General features: G+C 66.6%; 22 protein-coding genes. 13 read left to right on the top strand and 9 right to left on the bottom strand.

Annotated features, from left to right (window positions below; translation table 11 throughout):
- Positions 1 to 14 precede the first annotated feature (14 nt).
- The 3 genes from ACTWQD_RS02270 to ACTWQD_RS02260 all read left to right on the top strand — a co-directional run bounded on the left by ACTWQD_RS02270 (position 15) and on the right by ACTWQD_RS02260 (position 1,195).
- On the top strand, positions 15 to 365 hold the full coding sequence (locus ACTWQD_RS02270) for an ArsR/SmtB family transcription factor (RefSeq protein ID WP_443194574.1): 351 nt from the start codon (positions 15 to 17) through the stop codon (positions 363 to 365).
- Positions 362 to 886 carry a GNAT family N-acetyltransferase gene (locus ACTWQD_RS02265; protein ID WP_443194573.1) on the top strand — a complete coding sequence of 175 codons (525 nt, stop codon included), beginning with the start codon at positions 362 to 364 and terminating at the stop codon, positions 884 to 886. The genes ACTWQD_RS02270 and ACTWQD_RS02265 overlap by 4 nt, the downstream gene beginning before the upstream one ends.
- 75 nt (positions 887 to 961) lie before the next feature.
- Positions 962 to 1,195: a hypothetical protein gene (locus tag ACTWQD_RS02260; protein ID WP_443194572.1), complete on the top strand. Its 234-nt coding sequence runs from the start codon at positions 962 to 964 to the stop codon at positions 1,193 to 1,195.
- A 53-nt stretch (positions 1,196 to 1,248) separates the two neighbouring features.
- Here the strand turns inward: ACTWQD_RS02260 and arsA are convergent, their stop codons facing one another.
- Both arsA and arsD read right to left on the bottom strand, forming a co-directional pair.
- The gene (arsA, locus tag ACTWQD_RS02255; protein WP_443194571.1) at positions 1,249 to 3,012 is read right to left on the bottom strand and encodes an arsenical pump-driving ATPase; all 1,764 of its coding nucleotides are present in this window, start codon (positions 3,010 to 3,012) and stop codon (positions 1,249 to 1,251) included.
- 7 nt (positions 3,013 to 3,019) lie between these two features.
- Entirely contained in the window at positions 3,020 to 3,415 is a 396-nt protein-coding gene (gene arsD, locus ACTWQD_RS02250; RefSeq protein ID WP_443194570.1) for an arsenite efflux transporter metallochaperone ArsD, read from the bottom strand.
- Between the two features lie 351 nt (positions 3,416 to 3,766).
- On the opposite strand from arsD, the gene ACTWQD_RS02245 reads away from it, so the two are divergent.
- Together ACTWQD_RS02245 and ACTWQD_RS02240 are read left to right on the top strand one after the other, a co-directional pair.
- Positions 3,767 to 4,384 carry a DUF47 domain-containing protein gene (locus ACTWQD_RS02245; protein ID WP_443194569.1) on the top strand — a complete coding sequence of 206 codons (618 nt, stop codon included), beginning with the start codon at positions 3,767 to 3,769 and terminating at the stop codon, positions 4,382 to 4,384.
- 1 nt (position 4,385) lies between these two features.
- Positions 4,386 to 5,402, top strand: coding sequence for an inorganic phosphate transporter (locus ACTWQD_RS02240; protein ID WP_443194568.1), 1,017 nt, complete (start codon positions 4,386 to 4,388; stop codon positions 5,400 to 5,402).
- A 90-nt stretch (positions 5,403 to 5,492) separates the two neighbouring features.
- On the opposite strand, the gene ACTWQD_RS02235 is transcribed toward ACTWQD_RS02240, so the two are convergent.
- The 5 genes from ACTWQD_RS02235 to pstS form a co-directional block, all read right to left on the bottom strand.
- Positions 5,493 to 5,843, bottom strand: a complete 351-nt coding sequence (locus ACTWQD_RS02235) for a winged helix-turn-helix domain-containing protein (protein WP_443194567.1) — start codon at positions 5,841 to 5,843, stop codon at positions 5,493 to 5,495.
- A 31-nt stretch (positions 5,844 to 5,874) separates the two neighbouring features.
- A complete protein-coding gene (gene pstB / locus ACTWQD_RS02230; protein ID WP_443194566.1) occupies positions 5,875 to 6,651 on the bottom strand; it encodes a phosphate ABC transporter ATP-binding protein PstB in 777 nt (258 codons plus the stop codon).
- 17 nt (positions 6,652 to 6,668) lie between these two features.
- Positions 6,669 to 7,619: a phosphate ABC transporter permease PstA gene (gene pstA / locus ACTWQD_RS02225; protein ID WP_443194565.1), complete on the bottom strand. Its 951-nt coding sequence runs from the start codon at positions 7,617 to 7,619 to the stop codon at positions 6,669 to 6,671.
- Positions 7,616 to 8,533: a phosphate ABC transporter permease subunit PstC gene (gene pstC, locus ACTWQD_RS02220; protein ID WP_443194564.1), complete on the bottom strand. Its 918-nt coding sequence runs from the start codon at positions 8,531 to 8,533 to the stop codon at positions 7,616 to 7,618. Before pstC ends, pstA begins: the two co-directional genes overlap by 4 nt.
- 163 nt (positions 8,534 to 8,696) lie before the next feature.
- Positions 8,697 to 9,809 (bottom strand): phosphate ABC transporter substrate-binding protein PstS, encoded by a 1,113-nt coding sequence (pstS, locus tag ACTWQD_RS02215; RefSeq protein WP_443194563.1) that lies wholly within the window; start codon positions 9,807 to 9,809, stop codon positions 8,697 to 8,699.
- 225 nt (positions 9,810 to 10,034) lie between these two features.
- On the opposite strand from pstS, the gene ACTWQD_RS02210 reads away from it, so the two are divergent.
- Positions 10,035 to 11,162 (top strand): FUSC family protein, encoded by a 1,128-nt coding sequence (locus tag ACTWQD_RS02210; RefSeq protein ID WP_443194562.1) that lies wholly within the window; start codon positions 10,035 to 10,037, stop codon positions 11,160 to 11,162.
- 65 nt (positions 11,163 to 11,227) lie between these two features.
- Positions 11,228 to 12,601, top strand: a complete 1,374-nt coding sequence (gene radA, locus ACTWQD_RS02205; protein ID WP_443194561.1) for a DNA repair protein RadA — start codon at positions 11,228 to 11,230, stop codon at positions 12,599 to 12,601.
- Here radA and ACTWQD_RS02200 read toward each other — a convergent pair.
- Positions 12,594 to 13,262: a DedA family protein gene (locus tag ACTWQD_RS02200; protein ID WP_443194905.1), complete on the bottom strand. Its 669-nt coding sequence runs from the start codon at positions 13,260 to 13,262 to the stop codon at positions 12,594 to 12,596. The two genes, radA and ACTWQD_RS02200, sit on opposite strands and share 8 nt — an antisense overlap.
- 298 nt (positions 13,263 to 13,560) lie before the next feature.
- Here ACTWQD_RS02200 and ACTWQD_RS02195 point away from each other — a divergent pair, with 298 nt between their 5' ends.
- The 6 genes from ACTWQD_RS02195 (at position 13,561) to ACTWQD_RS02170 (ending at position 19,174) form a co-directional block, all read left to right on the top strand.
- Complete coding sequence (locus ACTWQD_RS02195; protein WP_443194560.1) at positions 13,561 to 13,845, top strand: hypothetical protein; 285 nt, start codon at positions 13,561 to 13,563, stop codon at positions 13,843 to 13,845.
- A 77-nt stretch (positions 13,846 to 13,922) separates the two neighbouring features.
- A complete protein-coding gene (locus ACTWQD_RS02190; protein ID WP_443194559.1) occupies positions 13,923 to 14,444 on the top strand; it encodes a TspO/MBR family protein in 522 nt (173 codons plus the stop codon).
- A gap of 97 nt (positions 14,445 to 14,541) precedes the next feature.
- A complete protein-coding gene (locus ACTWQD_RS02185; protein WP_443194558.1) occupies positions 14,542 to 14,850 on the top strand; it encodes an SHOCT domain-containing protein in 309 nt (102 codons plus the stop codon).
- The gene (locus ACTWQD_RS02180) at positions 14,850 to 16,361 is read left to right on the top strand and encodes a multicopper oxidase family protein (protein WP_443194557.1); all 1,512 of its coding nucleotides are present in this window, start codon (positions 14,850 to 14,852) and stop codon (positions 16,359 to 16,361) included. The genes ACTWQD_RS02185 and ACTWQD_RS02180 overlap by 1 nt, the downstream gene beginning before the upstream one ends.
- A gap of 88 nt (positions 16,362 to 16,449) precedes the next feature.
- Positions 16,450 to 18,516 (top strand): heavy metal translocating P-type ATPase, encoded by a 2,067-nt coding sequence (locus ACTWQD_RS02175; protein ID WP_443194556.1) that lies wholly within the window; start codon positions 16,450 to 16,452, stop codon positions 18,514 to 18,516.
- A gap of 16 nt (positions 18,517 to 18,532) precedes the next feature.
- Positions 18,533 to 19,174 carry a class I SAM-dependent methyltransferase gene (locus tag ACTWQD_RS02170; RefSeq protein WP_443194555.1) on the top strand — a complete coding sequence of 214 codons (642 nt, stop codon included), beginning with the start codon at positions 18,533 to 18,535 and terminating at the stop codon, positions 19,172 to 19,174.
- Positions 19,175 to 19,354: 180 nt separating this feature from the next.
- Here ACTWQD_RS02170 and ACTWQD_RS02165 read toward each other — a convergent pair whose 3' ends face one another.
- On the bottom strand, positions 19,355 to 20,884 hold the full coding sequence (locus ACTWQD_RS02165; protein WP_443194554.1) for a hypothetical protein: 1,530 nt from the start codon (positions 20,882 to 20,884) through the stop codon (positions 19,355 to 19,357).
- Positions 20,885 to 20,901: the final 17 nt, after the last annotated feature.

Genomic DNA, 20,901 nt, shown 5'->3' with positions numbered 1-20,901 from the left:
TGCATAATAGACCTATGAATTCTCTGCAAACTGTTGAGCCGGCCCTGGACAAGGCTTGCTGCGCACCGTCCGCCCAGCCCGTCCTCAGCGCGGAGGATGCCCAGCAGAAAGCGCTCGTGTTCAAGGCCCTCTCGGATCCCAACAGGCTGCGCCTGCTTTCAATCGTCAAGGCGGAAGCCTCCGGCGAATCCTGCGTGTGCGATCTGACCGAGCCGCTGGACCTGGGACAACCCACCGTGTCCCACCATCTGAAGATCCTCGTCGACGCCGGCCTGCTGCACCGCGAAAAGCGCGGCACCTGGGCGTATTACTCCCTTGTTCCCGGAGCCATCGAACAGACGGCCGGCCTCCTGGCGTCCCTGTGAGCCAAGGCCCGGCGCCCGACATCACGGTCCGGCCGATGCGGGAATCGGACTGGCCTGAGGTGCGGCGGATCTACCGCGAGGGCATCGCGACCGGGGAGGCAACATTCGAGGCCGAGGCACCGGACTGGCGCCGTTTCGACAGCGCGCGGCTCGCTTCGCACCGCCTGGTGGCGATGGCGCCGGACGTCGGCATTCTCGGCTGGGCGGCAGTCTCCGCCATCTCCGCCCGCCCGGCGTACGCCGGCGTCGTGGAACACTCCATTTACGTTTCCGAGTCGGCCCGCGGCCAGCGGATAGGGTCCGCCCTCCTCCGGTCCCTGATCTCTTCGACCGAGGACGCCGGCATCTGGACCATCCAGGCAAGCATTTTTCCGGAGAACGAACCGAGCCTGAAGCTGCACCTCGCCCACGGCTTCAGAGTTGTGGGGCACCGGGAAAAGATTGCCAGGATGGCCCACGGCCCCGCGGCCGGGAAATGGCGGGACACGGTACTGATCGAACGGCGCACACCGGCTCGATAATTCCGGCAACGGACGTCGGCAGAGCCGCACCACGGACCCAACATCAGGACCGCGTACAACGACGAGGAGGACACCATGCACACCGAGGCACGCACCACAGAAGACCGGCTGCACGCGATGCTGGAGAACATCAGGACGGCGACCGCCAATACACGCCAGGCGATGGACTCACCTGCCGACGAGAACTGGGTGCTGGACGGCGAGTCCGACGCGGAATATCTCCGGGCGCTCCAGCGGGACACGATCGCCAAGCTGGACGCCGCGGCCCGCGACCTCGAAGCGCTGCTGGCTCAGCGCCTGGATGGCTAGCCGCACGGGTCACAGCTTCCGCCGCCCAAACGTCGGCGGGAGCTGGATCCAAGTCAGGCAGGGAGGGAGCTCAGTGCAGTCAGGGCCGACAACTTCTCTTCGCCGATAGGCTCTTCGGGTAGCAGCGGAATGAGAGCAACCCGGTCCGTCAACGTGCGTACCTTCGTGATCTGTTCGATTTCGTTCGCGGCGCGGGCCCGCAGGAACGGCGTTTTCGGGTGTGCGGCGGCGATCGAGTTGTTGATGACCCACGCCCACGGGTGAATCCCGGCCCTTTCCAGGTCACTCTTCAACTCTTCGGCCTCCAGTACCGGGGTGGTTTCGGCCAGCGTGACGAGCACAACCTTGGTCTGCGCCGGATCCTGTAGCCGCATAAGAGGCGTCACGAACCCCATAGTGTCGCCAACCTGGCGGGCGATCTCGCGGTGGTACGAACCCGTGGCGTCAAGGAGCAGCAGGGTGTGGCCGGTTGGTGCGGTGTCGATCACCACGAAGTGCCGGCGGGATTCCTGGACCACCTTGGAGAACTGCCGGAATACAGCCACCTCGTCGGTGCACGGGGACATCAGATCCTCAGCGAGGGCCGCGCGTCCGTCATCGTCCAGGCTCCGGCCCTTCGTCTCCATCACGTGGCGTCGATACTCCTCAATGGCGTATTCCGGATCGATGCGCGACACCGTCAGGCCGGGGATGGAACCCGCGAGTGTTTCGGTGAGGTGGGCTGCGGGATCGGTCGTCGTGAGGTGGACCGCATGCCCGCGTCCGGCCAGGGCGACCGCAATAGCGGCAGCGACGGTGGTCTTCCCGACGCCGCCCTTTCCCATGCACATCACCAGACCGTGGCCATCGGGCTCCATTTCGTCCACCAGGGCAGCCAGCGGAGCGTCCTCAGTCTCAGCGACCAGCGCCGCATCCGGCGCGACACCGGCATCAGGAGTGGCCGCGAACAGGGACTCAAGTGCTGGAATGCCTACCATGTTGCCCGGCTTCAGTTCCAGAACATCGAGGGGCAGACCGGCGATCGCCGAGGGAATGGCTGCTATTGCCGCCGCTTCCCGGGCACGCAGGGCCAGCGCCAAGTTCTCCCCGCCGGCCGCCTCCGGCAGGACGCCGTTGACGATGACGAAGCCGCCGCCGATGCCGATCTGATTGAGTTCGAAATAGGTCCGCTCGATCTCGCTCAAAGATGATGTTTGCGCGCGGCTGACCAGGACAAGCCGGGTCCTGGCCGGGTCAGTGAGGGCCTGAACGGCTTTGGCGTAAACCTGTTTATGTTTCTCAAGTCCCGAGAGGGGGCCGAGGCAGGACGGATCCCCCTTGCCCGCAGCGAGGAAGTCAGTCCACGAACCGGGGAGCTGCAGCAGGCGGATGGTGTGACCTGTCGGAGCGGTATCGAAAACGACGTGGTCATACTCCCCATAGGAGCTGTCCTCGGCGAGCAGGTTGGTGAACTCGTCGAATGACGCAATCTCCGTGGTGCAAGAGCCGGATAGGCTCTCGGCGATCCCGGCCAGCTCCGAATCCGGAAGCAGCCCGCGGACAGGAGCGATAATCCGCTCCCGGTACGCCTCGGCCGCCTGCTCCGGGTCGATCTCCAGCGCAAAGAGGCCCGGGACATCCGGGATGGCGGTGACGGTGTTCCCGATGGTCTCGCCGAAGACCTGTCCGACATTGGAGGCCGGGTCGGTGCTGACCAGCAGCACCAGCTTGCCGGCCCTTGCCAGCGTCAGGGCGGTCGCACAGGCCACCGAGGTCTTCCCAACCCCACCCTTGCCTGTAAAGAAAACGAACCGTGGGGTGTTCTCGAGGAATTTCACGCCGGACCTAGCAGCAGCTCGTGGAGCCGCCGCAGCAGCCGCCGGACTTCGCTTCAGTGAGGCCCAAGTCGGGGCGAGACGTCGGCTCAGCTCCGGCTTCGCCCAGACCGGCCAAACCCAGCAGTTCCACCCTGCTCGGGTAGGCGCCGGCTGCGACCGTGACGCCGTCGACGATAGTGAGCGGCAGACCTTTGGACCCGACCAGGCGCATGAAGCCGCGGACCGTCTCGTCTTCGGCGAATACGGTCGGTTCGCTGGCCAGGTTGTGGCGCACAATGTCCGCTCCGAGGCCCTGGAGATGGCGCACATCCGCTGTCACATTCACCAGGGACTGGTCCACGTCGGGGCCGCAGACACCGGCGTCACAGCAGAGAGCGGATTCGTAGATTCGAATAGCAGGCATGTGGTTCTCCTTGGCAATTGCAGTGGTTCGATCCAGCACCGAAACCCCCGTGCCACATTTGGTCCGGCGGTCACCGCTGGTACCGCGCGACTTCCCGGGTGTGGCCCTTCTGAGTATATCGATAATTGTCGATGCAAGCTAGGGGTGCCGAGAACGCGGTGAAGACGGCACGCGACCGCACCGGTCGCCGGCCCTCCAACCGCGCTTCCGTCACATTCCGGCGGACCTTTTCCGCAGTTTCCCGGCCGTTTCGGGCCGGGCGGTAAAGTAATTCCATGCGCGGGTCATCGCTACGCACCACGCCCCGCAGACACCGCCCCAGGCCCTCCTCCCGAAGACCGGTAATCACAAGTGAAGCTGCGCCTTTTCCCCCAGGAACCCGCCGGGCTGAACCTCCTGGCCCAACTGGCACGCCAGCTTGTGCTTGCCACGGGCACCCTCTCGGAGATTCTGGGTGCGCCGGCCAGTGAGAACGACCGGCTGGTGGAGGACATGCACAACCACGAGGCAAAGTGCACAGAGCTGCATTTCGCACTGCTGACCCATATGCGGACCACGTTCGTCAGCCCGCTGCCCCGCGAGGACATGTACGCACTGTCCCGGTTCCTCAACGAGGCGATGGAAAAGCTCGACGCCGCCGCGGAACTGGTGTCGCTCTACAAGCTGGATCGGCTGCCCAAGCGCGCCGCCGATCAGCTGGAGATCATCAGCCGGCAGGCGGAGCTCACCGTGGACGCCATGCGCAAGCTGGACAACCTGGACGAGCTCGAGGATTACTGGATCGAAGTCCTCCGCCTCGCCAAGCGAGCGGAGCGGTCCCACCGGATCTGGGTGGCGGACATGCTCAACGAGATGAAGTCGACGCGGTACGCGCGAAACCGGGACATCGCCGAACAGCTGGTCGGCGTCACCCGGGACATGCGCCGGGTCGCAACGCAGGTGGGCAGCATCATCGTCAAGGAATCCTGACGTGGCACAAGTCCTGTTTGCCCTGGTGGTGGTCTTCGCCGGGGCATTCGCCTTCCTGAACGGCTTCCGGGACGCCTCGGCGTCGGTGGCACTGGCCGTGCGGACCCGCGCCCTCACGCCCACCGTCGCGGTGCTGCTGGCCGGCTTCTTCAATTTCATCGGCGCCGGGCTCAGCGCCGCCTTAGCCCTCGCCGTCAGCCGGACGTGGGTGCAGCTCCCCAGCGGGGAGAACGGGCTGGCCATCCTGGTGGCGGGTCTGGTCAGCGCTGTGCTGTGGGGGGTCTACACGTGGTGGCGGGGCATTCCGTCGTCCTCGACCCACGCGCTGGTGGGCGGGCTGGCCGGCGCGGGGGTCGCAAGCGTCGCTGCCGGCGGGAACGCCGTGGGCGGTGTGGACACGTCCCTGCTGGTCCAGGTGGTGCTGCCGCTGCTGCTCTCGCCGGTGCTTGCCTTCGCCGGCGCCTACCTGATGGTCTGGCCCGCGATCTGGGCGGCCCGGTACACGCCGCCGAACGTGGTCAACGGCCGGTCCCGCGGCGCTCAGAGCGTCGCCGCGGGCGCCGTGGCGTTCGCCCACGGCCTGCAGGACGGGCAGCGCACCAGCGCGGTGCTGATTCTGGCGCTCCTGGCATCGGGACTGTCCGACGGCGGCGAGATGCCGGTCTGGGTGGCCTTGTTCACCGCGATCCTGCTGACCGCTGGGACCCTGGCCGGGGGGTGGCGCATCTCCTACACCATCGGCTACCGGCTGATCCGGACGGATCCGTTGCGAGGCTCAGTGGCGCAGCTGCTCAGCTCGGCCATGCTGCTGGTGGGTGCGATCGGGCTGCACCTGCCCCTCTCCACCACGCACACGGTCACTTCGGCCGTGCTGGGCTCAGGCTCCAACCAGAGGTTCCCCGCCACCAACCGGAAGGTGGTGATCCGGGTGCTGATGTTCTGGCTTCTCACACCGCTTGTCACCGCGGCAGTGGCGTTTGCGCTGGCCCTATTCCTGTCGCCCCTCGCGGCGCTTTAGGGACACGTCTCTTGTTCCGGGATTCTTCCCGAACCTCGCGGAATCGCCGGCGCCCGGTTGAATCACCTCCGCGCCGACTCCTGACTTACATCAGCTGCACAGGGAGGGGCCGAGCCGGTATCCGACGCCCCGGACAGTCCGGATCATGTTCCCGTGCTGGGGGTCGTCGCCCAGTTTCACGCGTACGCGCTTAACGTGCACTGCCACAGTGTTTGTAACTGATCGCTTTCCCCACACGGCATCGCTGATCTCTTCGGTACTGGCGACCCTGCCGCCCTGCCGGATGAGGTAAGCAAGCAGCAGCAATTCCCGGTGGCTGAACACGATTTCCCGACCGTCCAGCCTGGCCTCATGCCGCTCAAGGTCGACTCTGATCGGGCCCGCCACCAGCACTGAGTCGCCCCTGTTGCCCGGCCGTTCGGTTTCAGTCTGCTCTGACACGACTCAAGGCCCATTCACCACTTAATCCCGTTTACCCGAACCGGCCCGAGATGTAGTCCTCGGTTGCCTTCTCCGTCGGGTTGCTGAAGATCTTTTCCGTGGAGTCGATTTCGACCATGCGGCCGGGCTGACCCACGCCTGCCAGGTTGAAGAACGCCGTCTGGTCGCTGACACGCGCGGCCTGTTGCATGTTGTGTGTCACGATCACGATCGTGTACTTCTCTTTGAGTTCCGTGATCAGATCTTCGATGGCGAGCGTGGAGATCGGATCAAGTGCCGAGCATGGCTCGTCCATCAAAAGGACGTCCGGCTCGACGGCGATCGAGCGGGCGATGCACAGACGCTGCTGCTGCCCGCCGGAAAGGCCTCCACCGGGCCTATCGAGCCTGTCTTTGACTTCGTTCCAGAGGTTCGCGCCCCGGAGGGACTGTTCAGCGACTTCGTTGAGCTTTTTCTTGTCTTTCTCCCCCTGCAGGCGCAGACCGGCAACCACGTTGTCCCGGATGGACATGGTGGGGAAAGGGTTCGGACGCTGAAAGACCATGCCGATGGTCCGTCGGACCGACACCGGGCTGACGCCGGGGTCATAAATGTCAGCACCGTCGAGGAGGACGTGCCCTTCGACGCGGGCGCCGGGGATGACTTCGTGCATGCGGTTGAGCGTGCGGAGGACCGTGGATTTACCGCAACCGGAGGGCCCGATCAGTGCGGTGACACTTCGGGGCTCCACCGACATGCTGACGGACTCCACCGCGTGGAATTTGCCGTAGTAGACATTGAGTTCTTTGACATCAAGGCGCTTAGCCATTCAGGGTTCCTTGCAGATTAAGATTTTTTGGGCGCCACGAGGCGTGCGGCAACGGTGGCGATGACGTTCAGGATGCCGATCAGGATGATCAGCGTCAGTGCGGCACCCCAGACACGGAGCTGGCCCGCGGGCTCGGGGTTGATCAACTCCGTGTAGAGCAACAGCGGAAGCGAGGCCATGTTGCCGTCCATGACGTTGTAGTTGATGGACCGGCTGTACCCGACCAACACGAGGACCGGGGCCGTTTCGCCCATGACACGGGCCACCGCCAGGATGATGCCGCTGATGATTCCGGACATCGCCGAGGGCAGAACGATGCGCAGGATGGTGATCCATTTCGGCACACCGAGTGCGTAGGACGCCTCGCGGAGTTCGTCCGGAACGAGGCGAAGCATTTCCTCGGTGTTGCGTACCACTACGGGCAGCATCAGCAGCACCAGGGCCAGCGACACAGCAAAGGCGCTCTGGGGCTGCCCAAGAGTTCCGATCCACAGGCTGAACACGAACAGGGCTGCGACGATGGACGGAATCCCAGACATGATGTCGACCATTTGGGTGACCAGGCCGGCCAGCCACCCGCGGCCGTACTCGACAAGATAGATCGCAATCATCAGGCCGAGCGGAACGGCGATGAGGGCAGCCATCAGGGCCTGCACGATTGTTCCGTACAGCGCGTGGTAGACGCCACCGGCAAACTGCTCCGGCAGGACGCCCTGAAGTGACTTGGTCCACCAGTCCGCGTTGAGGATGGCCGGAAGGCCCTGGGACACGACGGTCCAGAGGAGCCACAGCAAGGGCACGAGGGCAACGAGGAAGGTCAGGGTGACCACACCCCTGACGAACTTGTCCGTTACCCGTCGACGGCGGCTGATCGGCCGGAACGCACGTTTGGCTTTCAGATCGTCTTCCGTCGGCAGGGGACGGGGCCCCGGCTGCTGGTTGCCGGTGAGACTGGGCAGACGACTCATCCGTTGACCTTCTTTCCAACCACGGAGCGTGCGAGCGCATTGACGACGAAGGTCAACGCGAAAAGCACGAAGCCGGCCGCGATGTATGCCCCGGTGGGCAGCGGGGCGCTGAACTCAGCGGCGGCCGACGCAATTTTGGAGGCGAACGTGTAGCCGCCGTCGAACAAGGTAAGGCTTGCCGGCTGAGCCGATGCGCGCAGAATGATCAGGACGGCGACCGTTTCGCCCAGGGCGCGGCCAAGGCCAAGCATTGAAGCCGCGATCGTTCCACTACGGCCGAAGGGCAGGACCGTCATTTTTACGACTTCCCACTTTGTGGCGCCCAGCGCCTGGGCAGCTTCGATGTGCCCACCGGGTGTTTGTTTGTATACCTCGCGGGTAATCGCGGTGACGATCGGCAGGATCATAACCGCCAGGACGATACCGGCCGTAAAGATCGTGCCGCCGCCGTTAAGGGAGACGTTGCCGGTGGCGAACAGCGGGAACCATCCCAGCGTCGAGTTAAGAGTTTTGGCCAACGGCTCCAGCCAGGGTGCCAGGACGAAGATGCCCCACAGTCCGAAAATAATCGACGGGACGGCGGCGAGGAGGTCCACAATGCTCCCGAACCAGTGCGCCAGGCGCTTGGGCGCGTACTGCGTGAGGAAGATCGCAATGCCCACGGAGACCGGGACGGCGAGCAGCAGGGCAAAAGCCGAGGAAAGAACAGTCACGATGAAAAGGTCGCGGATGCCGAATGCGAGGTTGTTCTCATCGGTGGTGTTGAACTCGCTGCTGAAGAAGAAGTTGACAGTGTTGGCTTGCAGCGACGGTATGGCCCGGACCAGCAGGAAGACAGCGATCAGGGCGATCACGACGATAACCACGATGCCGGACAGGGTGCTTACGGCGCTGAAGATGCGGTCGCCCAGCACACTGCCATGCTTAAATACCGACGCGCCGGAAGTTTTTGAGCCGGGCCGGGGGGCCGGGGTGCTTGCGCTGGGTGTTTGGTCAGGTGCGGCCTTCGGCCCCGAGCCTGAGCTCGGGGCCGAAGGTTCGGTCACCTCGGGTCGTGGAGACGACATGAGTTGAGTCCTAGGAGATTGCGGCGATGGCCGTCTTCAGCTTGGCCTTGAAGTCCTCGGGGACGGGGATGTACCCGTTGTCCGTGAGGCCGTTCTGGCCCGCGCCGATGGTGGATGTCAGGAATGCCTTGACTGCGGTGGCGGTTTCGGCGTCCTTGTACTTGGAGCAGACAATTTCGTACGTGGCCAGAACGATCGGGTAAGCACCCTTCTCGCTCGGCGTGTAGAAGGAGCTGGTGTCCAGAACCAGGTCGTTGCCTTCGCCCTGGATCTTGGCGCCGGCGATGGTCTTGCCGACCGTTTCGGTGCTGATCTCGACCGGAGTCGGATCCGCTGACGTGATGATGCTGGCAACAGACAGGTTCTGGCTCTTCGCGAAGGACCACTCGTTGTAGGTGATGGATCCTTCGGTCCCCTTGACGGCGGCAGAAGTGCCTTCGTTGCCCTTAGCGCCCTCGCCTACGCCGCCGGCGAATGTCTTGCCAGCGCCCTTGCCCCAGGCGCCGTCGGAAGCCGCATCGAGGTACTGCTGGAAGTTGTCCGTGGTGCCGGACTCGTCGCTGCGGTAGATCACGTTGATCTTCTCGTCGGGCAGACTGACGCCGGAGTTCAGGGCGGCGATGGCGGGATCGTTCCAAGTAGAGATCGTGCCGTTGAAGATACTGGCAACAGTCGGGCCGTCAAGGTTCAGCTTGTCGACACCCTGAACGTTGTAGGTTACGGCCAGGGGACCGAACACAACCGGCAGATTCCAGGCTTCACTGCCGCAACGCTCCTCAGCTTTGACGGGTTCACCCTTCTTCTCGCTCAAGGGAGAGTCCGAGCCACCGATGTCGGTCTGTCCGCCGAGGAATTCGGAGACGCCAGCGCCGGAGCCGTTGGAGGTGTAGTTCAGCGTCTGGCCGTCGCAGGCCGCTTCGTAGGCCGCGACAAATCGGGTCATCGCATTGGCCTGGGCGCTGGAGCCGCTGGCCTTCAGCGCTTCCTTGCCTCCACACGCAACGTCGGATGCAGCCGCGCCGGACGTGCCGGTAGCGGCAGTGTTGTTGTCGCTGCCACAGGCCGAGAGCAGCAGGGCGCCTGCTGCCAGTGCTGCGAGAGCGCTAGATCGCTTGAAGTTCACTTAGATCCTCCGGTGTACACGGCAGTTGATGCGGACTGCCGGAAAGCTAACATGCGGAACGAGCCGCCGGGCAACAAGTAGCTGCCTTTCATTCAAGGTAGGGAACGTTCGTGAACACAATGATCTGTCAACATGAACAGAACATGAACGTCTGCCCTGCTACCTGCGGCTTTCGCCCCGGCGGTCCGCCCGAGACTGGACTCCAAAACAAATAGACTGGAGCGCATGGCCCCCGCCCCTGGACTCTCAGCAAGCGCCCGGTTCCTCCGCGGCCGGGTCCGCACCGGCCTGGTCCGGAGCCGGAACTCGCTGGTGCCGGCCCTCCAGATGACCGCCTGCGCCGTGGGCGCCTATGCGTTTGCCGAATACGTGCTGGGCCACAGCGGCCCGCTGTTCGCCGCCACCTCCTCCCTCATTTCGCTGGGTTTCTCCCGTGACCCCCGGCTGCGCCGCGTCATCGAGGTGGCCCTGGGCTGCACCATCGGGATTGTGGTCGGCGACCTGCTGCTGCACTGGCTGGGCGCCGGCATATGGCAGGCCGCCGTCGTCCTGCTGTTCTCGATCCTGCTGGCCCGGTTCCTGGACAGCGGCACCATCTTCACCACCCAGCTGGGCCTGCAGTCCCTCCTCGTGGTGCTGCTGCCGGCCCCGGCCGGGGGTCCGTTCACCCGCAGCATTGACGCGATCGTGGGCGGGGTGTTCGCCCTGCTGGTGACCATCCTGATCCCGAAGGACCCGCGCCGGGAACCCCGCAACGACGTCAAGAAGCTCCTGCACGAGCTTGCCGAGGTGCTCCGCGAATGCGCCTCCGCGCTCAGCTACAGCGACTCGACCCAGGCGTGGCACGCGCTCATCCGGGGGCGGAACTGCCAGCCGCTGGTCGATGCCATGCGGCAGTCCCTGCGGGCCTCAGGCGAGGTGGCCACGCTGGCGCCCGCCTACCGCCGGCACCGCGAGGAGCTGGACCAGATGGAGCAGTCGCTGGACTACATCGACCTGGCACTGCGCAACAGCCGCGTCTTTGCCCGCCGGCTGACCAGCGCCATCAACCACGCGGCGCTCTCCGACGAGGCCACCCAGAACATCGCCGACGTCCTGCAGGACACTGCCGACGCCGTCGACGAACTGTCCCTGGGCATCGCGGAAGTGCACGACGGCGTCCGGCGCGCCCACCTGCGGACGGCCCGGGCAGACCTGCGGGAAATCGCCGGCCGGCTGCATCCGCGGCTGCTGGACGTGCAACGGCTGGAGGGCGAAACGGTGGTGATGCTGTTCCGTCCGCTGATGGTGGACCTGCTCGAAGCCGCGGGTGTGGATTCCCGCGAGGCGCGGGACATTCTGCCCCCGCTGTAACCTCTGTGCCGCATCGCGGTGCCCGGCTGGCGCGTGGTGTCGTACGGCGCAGATAGTGTGGAGCAATGGCTACCAAGACTTCCCGGGCCGCCAAGGCGCCGGGCTATAAATGCGCGGAATGCGGCTGGACCACGGCCAAGTGGGTGGGCCGCTGCGGCGAATGCCAGGCCTGGGGCAGCGTCGAGGAGACCGGCGGCGCCGTCGCCCGCACGACGGCGGCCACCACCGTACTGGAGCCGGCCCGCCGGATCGCCGAAGTCGACGCGACCACCGCGGCGTGCCTGCCCACCGGCGTGGACGAACTGGACCGGGTGCTCGGCGGCGGGCTGGTTCCCGGCGCCGTGATCCTGCTGGCCGGCGAACCCGGCGTCGGCAAGTCGACCCTGCTGCTGGACGTCGCGGCCAAGTTTGCCCGCACCGCGCAGGATGTCCTCTACATCACGGGCGAGGAGTCCGCCGCGCAGGTCAAGATGCGCGCGGACCGGATCGACGCCGTCGCCGAGTCCCTGTACCTCTCCGCCGAAACGGACCTGGGCCAGGCCCTGGGCCAGGTGGAGGAGCTGGAGCCGCGCCTGCTGATCGTGGACTCCGTGCAGACGCTGAGCAGCGCCGACGTCGAAGGCAGCGCCGGCGGGGTCTCGCAGGTCCGTGAGGTGACGGCATCCCTCATTGCCGCGGCCAAACGCCGCAACATGACCACCCTGCTGGTGGGCCATGTGACCAAGGACGGCTCCATCGCCGGCCCCCGGCTCCTGGAGCACCTCGTGGACGTGGTGTGCCAGTTCGAGGGCGAGCGCCACTCCCGGCTGCGGCTGCTGCGGGCCGTCAAGAACCGGTACGGCCCCACCGACGACGTCGGCTGCTTCGACCTGAACGAGGACGGAATCGTGGGCCTGGCCGATCCGAGCGGCCTGTTCGTGTCCCGGACCAAGGAGCCGGTGTCCGGAACCTGCATCACGGTGACCCTGGAGGGCCGGCGGCCGCTGCTGGCCGAAGTGCAGGCGCTGCTGGCCGAAAGCGCCAGTTCCCAGCCGCGCCGGGCCACCAGCGGGCTGGACAGTTCCCGGGTGGCCATGCTGCTGGCCGTCCTACAGCAGCGGGCCGGCTGCCTGCTGAACAAGGACGATTCCTACGTGGCCACCGTGGGCGGCGTGAAGCTCAGCGAGCCCGCCACCGACCTGGCCGTTGCGCTGGCGGTGGCCTCGGCGAAGTCCAAGAAGCCCCTGCCGCAGCGGCTCATCGCCTTCGGCGAAGTGGGCCTGGCCGGGGAAGTCCGCCCGGTGCCCGGCATCAACCAGCGGATCCAGGAGGCCCACCGCCTGGGCTTCACCCATGCCGTGGTGCCGGCGAGCCCCAACGGCACAGGACCGGTGCCCGCAGGTTTCTCGGTACGGGAAGTAGGGCACCTGGCCGAGGCGCTGGGGTTGCTGATCAGTTGAGTCTGGAATTGGCGCCGGCTGGTTTCCGGCGCCGGACAGCTCTGGCGATCACCCACACCACCAGCACGGCCACGGCGGCGTAGACGGCGTAATTGAGGTACCGGGAATACTGCTCGATGAGCTTGTATTGGGTTCCGAGCAAAGCGCCCAGTCCCAGCAGAAGTCCGTTCCAGAGACCGCTGCCGCAGAGGGTGAAAATGCTGAAGCTGAGCATGTTCATCTTTTCCGCACCTGCGGGCAGGCTGATGAGGCTCCGCACGCCGGGGATCAACCTGCCGAAGAAGATCGCCGGCTTACCGTGGCGCTCGAACCACCCCGCTGCTTTCTCGAAGTCTTCCCGTTCCATCAGGGGCACTTTGGATAACCAGCGGATGGAACGTTCCAGCCCCAACCGTGCGCCCAGCCAGTACAGCAGCAGCGCACCTATATAGGCTCCCAGCGTGCTGGTAAAGAAGACGAGCGCCAGATTCATGGATCCCTGCCGGGTCAGGTAGCCGGCCAGCGGCAGGATGACTTCGCTGGGGATCGGCGGAAAGATTGTCTCCACGAGGGTGAACAGCCCCACGCCCCACTCCCCCAGGGCGTCGATCGCCTCGGCCGCGAACCCGACGATGCCGTCCAGATCCTCGGTAGCGGAGGCAACGGTCACCGGCGTAGGCATGGTCATCACTCGAAATCCTTCGGGTAGGCGGGACAGGGGGCACCCCAACCTGCCACAACGACTCGCAGCCGCAGTTCGTCCCCGAACTTCGTGGGCGGCAAAGGCACGCTCTACAGCCCTCCCGCAAAGGCGTCGGCACAGCCGGCCACCTCGTCACCGCCCTCACCGTCGGGGCTGCTGACGCCGCACCTCCGGAACTAACCTCAAACGGTTAGCGAACCGTGATCTCGCAGGGTTCCTTGCCGAGGGAGTACGCACTACTGTCAACTGCACCATCGGGAACGACGTAAGAGGCACAATGAGCATCGACATCGGGCTCACCCTCAGCAGTGAGGACGAGGCGTACTTTGCAGCCCAGACTGAAGCGGTCACCGCAGCGATGCAGCAGGTACGAAGACTGCACCCGGCATACAACTGGGTGCAAACCGACGAGATCCGATGCAGGGGATGTAACGGCAGCCTCGGCATACCGCCGCTCGCCAGCACGAACGCCAATGCCGACAAGGCCTTTCTGGCACACCGGGCGGCCCAGGTCGACGCCATACTTTACGCCGCTGACGCACAACGGGACGGGAACCAATGAAGCCGCCCTGCAACTGGGTGGCGTCGGTTTGACGTACTAGTCCTTGATTGTTCACAGTGAGTCAGTGCTGGCCAACGTTGAAGAAGTCCCTCCGCTCCCCGCGCTGGTGGGCGATCGACCCTGGCAGCGCCAGAGCATTGCTTGCCTTCGTGGCGGTCTCCTGGCTGGTGTCGCTGCTGAGCTCCCTGCCGATCCGGCTGAATGGTACTTGGTACGCCCTGGCCGACAAGGCACCGTGGACACCGCCCGGGTGGATGTTCAGCTCGGTGTGGCTGGTGCTATACGCGGCCGTGGCCGTTGCCGTGTGGTTGGTGTGGCGGCAGCGGGACTTCCCGCGCAGGTCCGCGCTCACGGTATACGGCGCTCTCCTGCTGTTGAACCTGGCGTGGCCGCTGATGTTCTTCGGCCTGTACCCGATGCTGGGAACCTCGGCGCTCTGGCTGGCCCTTGCTGTGCTCGGCGCCCACGCCGTGGCGGCAACCCTGGCTGTCCTCCACTTCGGGCCGATCAGCAGGACAGCAGGGCTCCTGATGCTTCCTTACGTTTCCTGGTTCGTGTTCTCCGCGAGCCTGAACCTGTTTGCGGCCGTCAATAACTGATCCGCCGGCCGGCAAATCGCGACTAATGACCCTAGACCGCCCCGCGGTACCGGCGGATCATGGTTTCCACAAACCGCATGCGTGAAGGGAACTGGCCATGATGGGCTACTACGGCAACGGCTTCGGCTGGATGTGGCTCTGGGGTTTTCTGCTGCTGGTGGGGATCGCTGTGCTGGTGCTGCTGGCGGTCCGCCTCTTTACGGGTGGAAACGGCCGCGGCCGCCCCGAAAACTACGGGTCCTACGGCGCCCCGCCCTACGGTCGGCCGGGGCCTCCCCCGGGCGGCGCCGGATTCCCCGGGGGCAAGAGCCAGGCCCGTCTGATCCTTGATGAACGCTTCGCGAGAGGCGAACTCACCGCGGAGCAATACCGCGAGAACGTGAAAGTGCTCGGCGAGGAGCCCTGATGCGGCCGATCAGCCGCCGCAATGCCCTGCTTATAGGCGGCCTCGGCGCAACGGCCACCGTGGCCGGCGGCGCCGGGTTGTGGTGGTCCCTGGCGTCCGGTCCGCCGCAGGGCGCCGGGCCGGGGCAGGGGGCGGGGCCGGGCCAGCCCGCCGGGCCGGCCAGCTCCTCGGACTTCCGCAGCCCCGCGGAAGTCCGCAGTGCAGACGGCCGGCTGGAAGTGACCCTGGCGGCAGCCCCCGGGAAGGTGGAGCTGGGCGGCCTGCAGGCCGGCGCGCTCTGCTACAACGGCACCGTCCCGGGACCGACCCTCCGCCTGCGGCCCGGCGATGAGCTCAACGTCAGCCTTATCAATAACCTCGGCGAACCGACCAACCTCCACGTCCACGGCCTGCACGTATCCCCGCAGGGCAACGCGGACAATCCGTTTGTGGCCGTCCTGCCGGGGCAAGGCTTCGACTACCGCTACCGGCTGCCCGCGGACCACCCGCCCGGCGTGTACTGGTACCACCCGCACCACCACGGCATGGTGGCGGGGCAGATCTTTGCCGGGCTTTTCGGGGCGATCATCGTCGAAGACCCCGAGTCCATCCCGGTCAGCACCGAGCGGGTGCTGCTGGTCTCGGACACCACCCTGGACAGCTCCGGGAACATCGCCACAGTGTCCCTGATGGAGCGCATGGCGGGCCGGGAAGGTGACCTGCTCCTCCTCAACGGGCAGAGCAACCCCGTCCTCAGCGCCCGCCCCGGCGACCGTGAGCGGTGGCGGGTCGTCAACACCTGCGTGGCGCGCTTCCTGCGGCTCCGGCTGGACGGCCAGCGAATGCAGCTGCTGGGCATGGACTCCGGCCGGTCACCCGATCCGGAACCCGTGGACGAGCTTCTGCTGGCCCCGGGCAACCGTGCGGACCTGCTGGTCACCGCCGCCGCCGGCGAAACCCTCCTGCAGGCCATCCCCTACGACCGCGGCGGCATGCCGGGAATGATGGGGCGGCGGCGGACCCCGGCCGGCGGGGCGGTTGCCCTCGCGACCTTTCGGGCGGACGGCGAATCAGCGGCCGCGGCCGCCGCCGTCGCGTCCCGGCCGGCGCCCGAGGACCTGCGCACTGCCGCCGTCGCCGCCCGCCGCCAGCTGGTTCTGGCCATGGGCGCCGGGCCGGGAGGGCGGGGCGGCGGCATGGGCGCCATGATGCAGTTCAGCATCAACGGACGCGAATACGACGAGGTCCGCACGGATACCACCGTGGCATTGGGGACCGTGGAGGAGTGGACGCTCGTCAACACCAGCCCCATGGACCATCCTTTCCACCTGCACGTGTGGCCGATGCAGCTCATTGACGACAACGGCCGGGCCCCCGCATCCGTGGTGGTGCGGGACGTGGTGAACATACGGGCGAACGGGCGCGCCACCGTCAGGATCGCGTTCCGCGACTTCAGCGGCCGCTCGGTTTACCACTGCCACATCCTGGATCACGAGGACCTGGGCATGATGGGCGTGATCGAGGTCCGCTGAGGGTCCGGACCCTCTTGCCATTGATACCCCCCAGGGGTATGGTGGGCGCATCTTCAGCAAACGGTGAATCTCCCTAGGAGCGCGCATCATGGACCACCGGCACAGCAGCCACGCGGTCGAGAACCCGCAGCCAACCTCCCCGGACGACGAGCACGTGGTCCACAGCCACGGCCAGCACGCCGGTCACAGCGTGGCGATGTTCAAGAACAGGTTCTGGCTGTCCCTGGCCCTGGCCGTGCCGGTGGTGTACTTCAGCCCCATGTTCGGGCACCTGCTGGGCTACGAGCCTCCGGTGTTCCCCGGCTCGCAGTGGATTCCGCCGGTGCTGGGAACGGTCATCTTCTTTTATGGCGGCCAGCCGTTCCTCAAGGGCGGCCTCAACGAACTCAAAACCCGGAAACCGGGAATGATGCTCCTGATCGCCATGGCCATCACGGTGGCGTTCACCGCCTCGTGGGCCACCACGCTGGGAATCGGGGGTTTTGACCTGGATTTCTGGTGGGAACTGGCCCTGCTGGTGGTCATTATGCTGCTGGGCCACTGGCTTGAGATGCGTGCGCTCGGCTCGGCCCAGGGCGCGCTGGACGCCCTCGCCGCCCTGCTCCCGGACGAGGCGGAGCGCATCACCGAATCCGGGACCGAGACTGTTCCGGTGTCCGAGCTCAGGACCGGCGACACCATCCTGGTGCGCTCCGGAGCCCGGATGCCGGCGGACGGGACCGTGATCGAGGGGCAGGCAGAATTCGATGAGTCCATGATCACGGGAGAGTCCAGGACCGTGCTGCGCTCAACCGGGGATCCGGTCGTAGCGGGAACCGTCGCCACGGACAACAGCCTCCGCGTCCAGGTGACGGCCATCGGCGAGGATACCGCCCTCGCCGGGATCCAGCGGCTGGTGGCCGAAGCCCAGGCCTCCTCCTCGCGGGCCCAGGCCCTCGCGGACCGCGCCGCCGCCTTCCTGTTCTACTTCGCGGCCGGAACCGGCGTCCTCACGTTTATCGCCTGGACGCTGCTGGGCAGCGTGTCCGACGCCGTGGAGCGCACCGTGACGGTGCTGGTGATCGCCTGCCCGCACGCCCTTGGCCTGGCCATCCCGCTGGTCATCGCGATCTCCACCGAGCGGGCGGCCCGGGCCGGCGTGCTGATCAAGGACCGGATGGCCCTTGAGCGGATGCGGACCGTCGACGTGGTGCTGTTCGATAAGACGGGGACCCTGACCAAGGGGCAGCCGGAGCTCAAGGATGTTGCCGCCGTCGACTCTGGCGGTGAGGACGGGCTGCTGGCCCTGGCCGCGGCGGCGGAATCGGACAGCGAACACCCGGTGGCCCGGGCGATTGTGGCAGCCGCCCGGGAGCGGGGGCTGCCGATCCCGCAGGCGGGCGGATTCACGTCGCTGACCGGCCGCGGTGTCCGCGCCACCGTCGGCGGCCGGACGGTCCAGGTGGGAGGCCCGGCGCTGCTCCGGGAGCTGGGTGTCGCGGAACCTGCGAACCTGGCCGCCGCGACGGCGGCCTGGCGGAACCGGGGCGCGGCGGTGCTCCATGTGGTGGACGGCACCACCGTGCTGGGTGCCGTGAGCCTGGAGGACGCGGTCCGGCCGGAGTCCCGCCAGGCCGTCGCAGCCCTGCAGCACCGCGGCGTCAAGGTCGCCATGGTCACGGGCGACGCCGGGCAGGTGGCCCAGGCGGTGGCTGAGGACCTGAACATCGACGAGGTCTTCGCCGAGGTCCTTCCCGCGGACAAAGACAAGAAGGTGGCCGAGCTTCAGGCCCGCGGACTGAGCGTGGCCATGGTGGGTGACGGCGTCAACGACTCCCCCGCACTGGCAAGGGCGGAGGTAGGGATCGCGATCGGCGGCGGGACCGACGTTGCCATGGAGTCCGCCGGTGTGGTCCTCGCCGGGGACGACCCCCGGGCAGTCCTGTCGATGGTGGACCTGTCCCGGGCGAGCTACCGGAAGATGTGGCAGAACCTCGTGTGGGCCACCGGCTACAACATCATTGCGGTGCCGCTGGCCGCCGGGGTCCTGGCCTTCGCCGGGATCGTCCTTTCCCCCGCTGCCGGAGCCGTGCTAATGTCCGCCTCGACGATCGTTGTGGCCCTCAACGCCCAACTGCTGCGGCGCCTCAAACTCAACCCGGCCGCAGTCGGCTGACCGGAAGGAAAACCCAGTGCCGGAGAACAGCCCGCGCAGCGCATCCTTCGGGAAGTCGTTCGCGCGCGTGGGGCCGCGGATGGATGCCCGCGGCGCAACCGGCCACCGGCAGCGCCTCCTGGAACCGGCGCACGGCGCCGTCGTCGAAATCGGGGCAGGCTACGGGGCCACGTTTCTGCTCTACCCTGCCGCGGTGACGCGGGTCCTGGCCCTCGAACCGGACCCAACGCTCCGGGAGCTGGCGCGGGCCGCCGCACGGGAGGCAACGGTGCCCGTCACGGTGGAAGACGGAGTGGCGGAGTCGCTGCCCGCGGCGGATGCCTCGGTGGACGTGGTGGTGTCCAGCCTGGTGCTGTGCAGTGTGGCGGACCAGCGCGCCGTCCTGAAGGAAGTGGTGCGGGTGCTGCGGCCGGGCGGACAGCTGCTGTTCTACGAGCACGTCCGTTCGGAACACCGGATCCTTGGGGCCGCGGAGGACCTGGTCACGCCGCTCTGGAGCCGCATGGCCGGCGGGTGCCACCCGAACCGCGACACCGCTGCTGCGATTGCAGGGGCGGGACTCACCGTGCGGGCCCTGGAGCGTTTTGGCTTTTCGGTCCTCCCCGGCAACCCGCGGCTGGCCCACATCCTGGGCACGGCCAGCAAGGACTGGACCTAGCCAACCCGCCGGCTTGGACTCTGCTTTCCCGCAGGAACCACGTTGCTGGGAAGCATGAAGGCTGCCACGAGCCCGACAAGTCCCAACACGGCGAGCACCCTGCGCAGTTCCTGCATCGTCCGCCCTATAACGACGCTTCCGGCCATTCCGAGCTCCTTTCGAGGTGGCCGCGAGGCCTCGTCAGTCGTCGTCAGCGCCTTCTGGCGATCGGTCGAGGCGGAGCAAATGCCATTGCCATGCGCCAAGTCCGATGAACAACCCGTCGACGATATCGTCGCCGGCGCGGTCGAAACTCATGGCCCGGGTCGGGTCGGTCAGCTGCCACCGGTGACCACGCAGGTCCGGCCAGGGCGCTCTCACGTGACCTGCTGCGGGCGCATCGCTCAGATTCACGACGATCAGCCACCGGGTAGCACCGTCCCAGCTCCAGGCGACGAGGTTTTCGAAGCTGTTGTCGCCCGGCCACCCGGACCGCTCACACAACTGCCAGTACCCGTCCCGAAAGGTAGGCCCGGCGACAGCCGCCAAGAGCCGGCGGTAGAAGGCCGCGAGCTGGCCATCAACCGGCTCGGCGGGAAAACGACCGAGGAACACCGGAAGGCGTACCCTCCACCCCAGCAACTGGCCGTGGTGAATGAGCCGTGCCCCGGTCTGGGTTAGTGCCGCCACCGCCGCCGCCTGTGCACGGCCGGCGCCGAACGCCGCGGCGGCCCGTGGCTCGTCGTGGTTCTCCACGAACCGGACCAGGGCGTCCTGATACGTGCGCTCCGCCAGCAGGTGCAGCCGCACCTCGTCGGCGCGTCCGCCGAGCAGGCGGTCATACAGACGCTTGTCGTAGCAGTAGTCGAAGCCCTGCCGCATCAGGGACCACTCAAGATCCCAATAGGCTTCGGCGAGGAACACGAACCCGGGGTGGGTTTCACGGACGGCCGTGATCACCGTTGGCCAGTACTCTGCGCCCGGTGCCGGCCCGACCCGGGCACCCCAGGTGCGGGCGAAAACGTCGTTCATGACCAGCATCGCCATGTCGCAACGCACCCCGTCGCACTGATCCGCGATCGACCTCACCGTCTCCACCGCCGCCGATCGCAAGGCGGGGCTGAAGGCATTGAGCTGGACAACATCCGGCCACGCCGGGAAGTAGGGGTCCCGCCCGTTGGCGAGCACCCGGCCGCCCACCTCGATGAAGGACGTCGGATCCAGGGCACGGTCCGCGGCTGTCCCCTGCACGAAGAGCTCGGGCGCCCCCGTGGTCCACGGATGATCCGGTGCAACATGGTTGGGCACAAAGTCCAGGATCAGCCGGACACCCCGGACCGCCAGCGCCTCCCGGGCGGCGGATAGCCCGGCGGGGCCACCCAGGCGTTCATCGACGACATACTCCCTGACGCAGTACGGCGAGCCGACGACATCCTCGGCACGCCAATCGGGAAGAGCGGCCTGGAAGTCGGAACGCAGGGCGGGATTTGCCAGGGCGATCCCGATTCCGGCGGGGCTGCGACGCCAGACTCCCATCAACCAGACCGCATCGAAACCCAGCCCGGCAATTTCATCCCAGTAGCGTTGCGGGACGGAGCCCAGACCTATTGGTTTGTCTTCTTCCACGCTGATTGATTCGAGCCATGCCCAGGTGTTGATTTCGTAGATAAACGGGTGGGCCACCGGTGGCGGCAAGCCCGGTGGTCGGGGCGCCGCTGCCATCTCCTCCATTACAGCCCCCTCGCCGA

This window comes from Pseudarthrobacter sp. 1C304 (assembly GCF_052245515.1).
Lineage (GTDB): Bacteria > Actinomycetota > Actinomycetes > Actinomycetales > Micrococcaceae > Arthrobacter.
The sequence above is the reverse complement of the archived record's forward strand: the minus strand, read 5'-3'. Positions and strand labels throughout refer to the sequence as shown.

Coding starts and splice junctions, on each gene's coding strand:
- ACTWQD_RS02270 (WP_443194574.1), top strand. CDS start 15: ATGAATTCTCTGCAAACTGTTGAGCCGGCCCTGGACAAGGCTTGCTGC.
- ACTWQD_RS02175 (WP_443194556.1), top strand. CDS start 16,450: ATGGACCACCGGCACAGCAGCCACGCGGTCGAGAACCCGCAGCCAACC.
- arsD (WP_443194570.1), bottom strand. CDS start 3,415: ATGCCTGCTATTCGAATCTACGAATCCGCTCTCTGCTGTGACGCCGGT.
- ACTWQD_RS02210 (WP_443194562.1), top strand. CDS start 10,035: ATGGCCCCCGCCCCTGGACTCTCAGCAAGCGCCCGGTTCCTCCGCGGC.
- ACTWQD_RS02185 (WP_443194558.1), top strand. CDS start 14,542: ATGATGGGCTACTACGGCAACGGCTTCGGCTGGATGTGGCTCTGGGGT.
- ACTWQD_RS02165 (WP_443194554.1), bottom strand. CDS start 20,884: ATGGAGGAGATGGCAGCGGCGCCCCGACCACCGGGCTTGCCGCCACCG.
- radA (WP_443194561.1), top strand. CDS start 11,228: ATGGCTACCAAGACTTCCCGGGCCGCCAAGGCGCCGGGCTATAAATGC.
- pstA (WP_443194565.1), bottom strand. CDS start 7,619: ATGAGTCGTCTGCCCAGTCTCACCGGCAACCAGCAGCCGGGGCCCCGT.
- ACTWQD_RS02260 (WP_443194572.1), top strand. CDS start 962: ATGCACACCGAGGCACGCACCACAGAAGACCGGCTGCACGCGATGCTG.
- ACTWQD_RS02180 (WP_443194557.1), top strand. CDS start 14,850: ATGCGGCCGATCAGCCGCCGCAATGCCCTGCTTATAGGCGGCCTCGGC.
- ACTWQD_RS02200 (WP_443194905.1), bottom strand. CDS start 13,262: ATGCCTACGCCGGTGACCGTTGCCTCCGCTACCGAGGATCTGGACGGC.
- ACTWQD_RS02195 (WP_443194560.1), top strand. CDS start 13,561: ATGAGCATCGACATCGGGCTCACCCTCAGCAGTGAGGACGAGGCGTAC.
- pstB (WP_443194566.1), bottom strand. CDS start 6,651: ATGGCTAAGCGCCTTGATGTCAAAGAACTCAATGTCTACTACGGCAAA.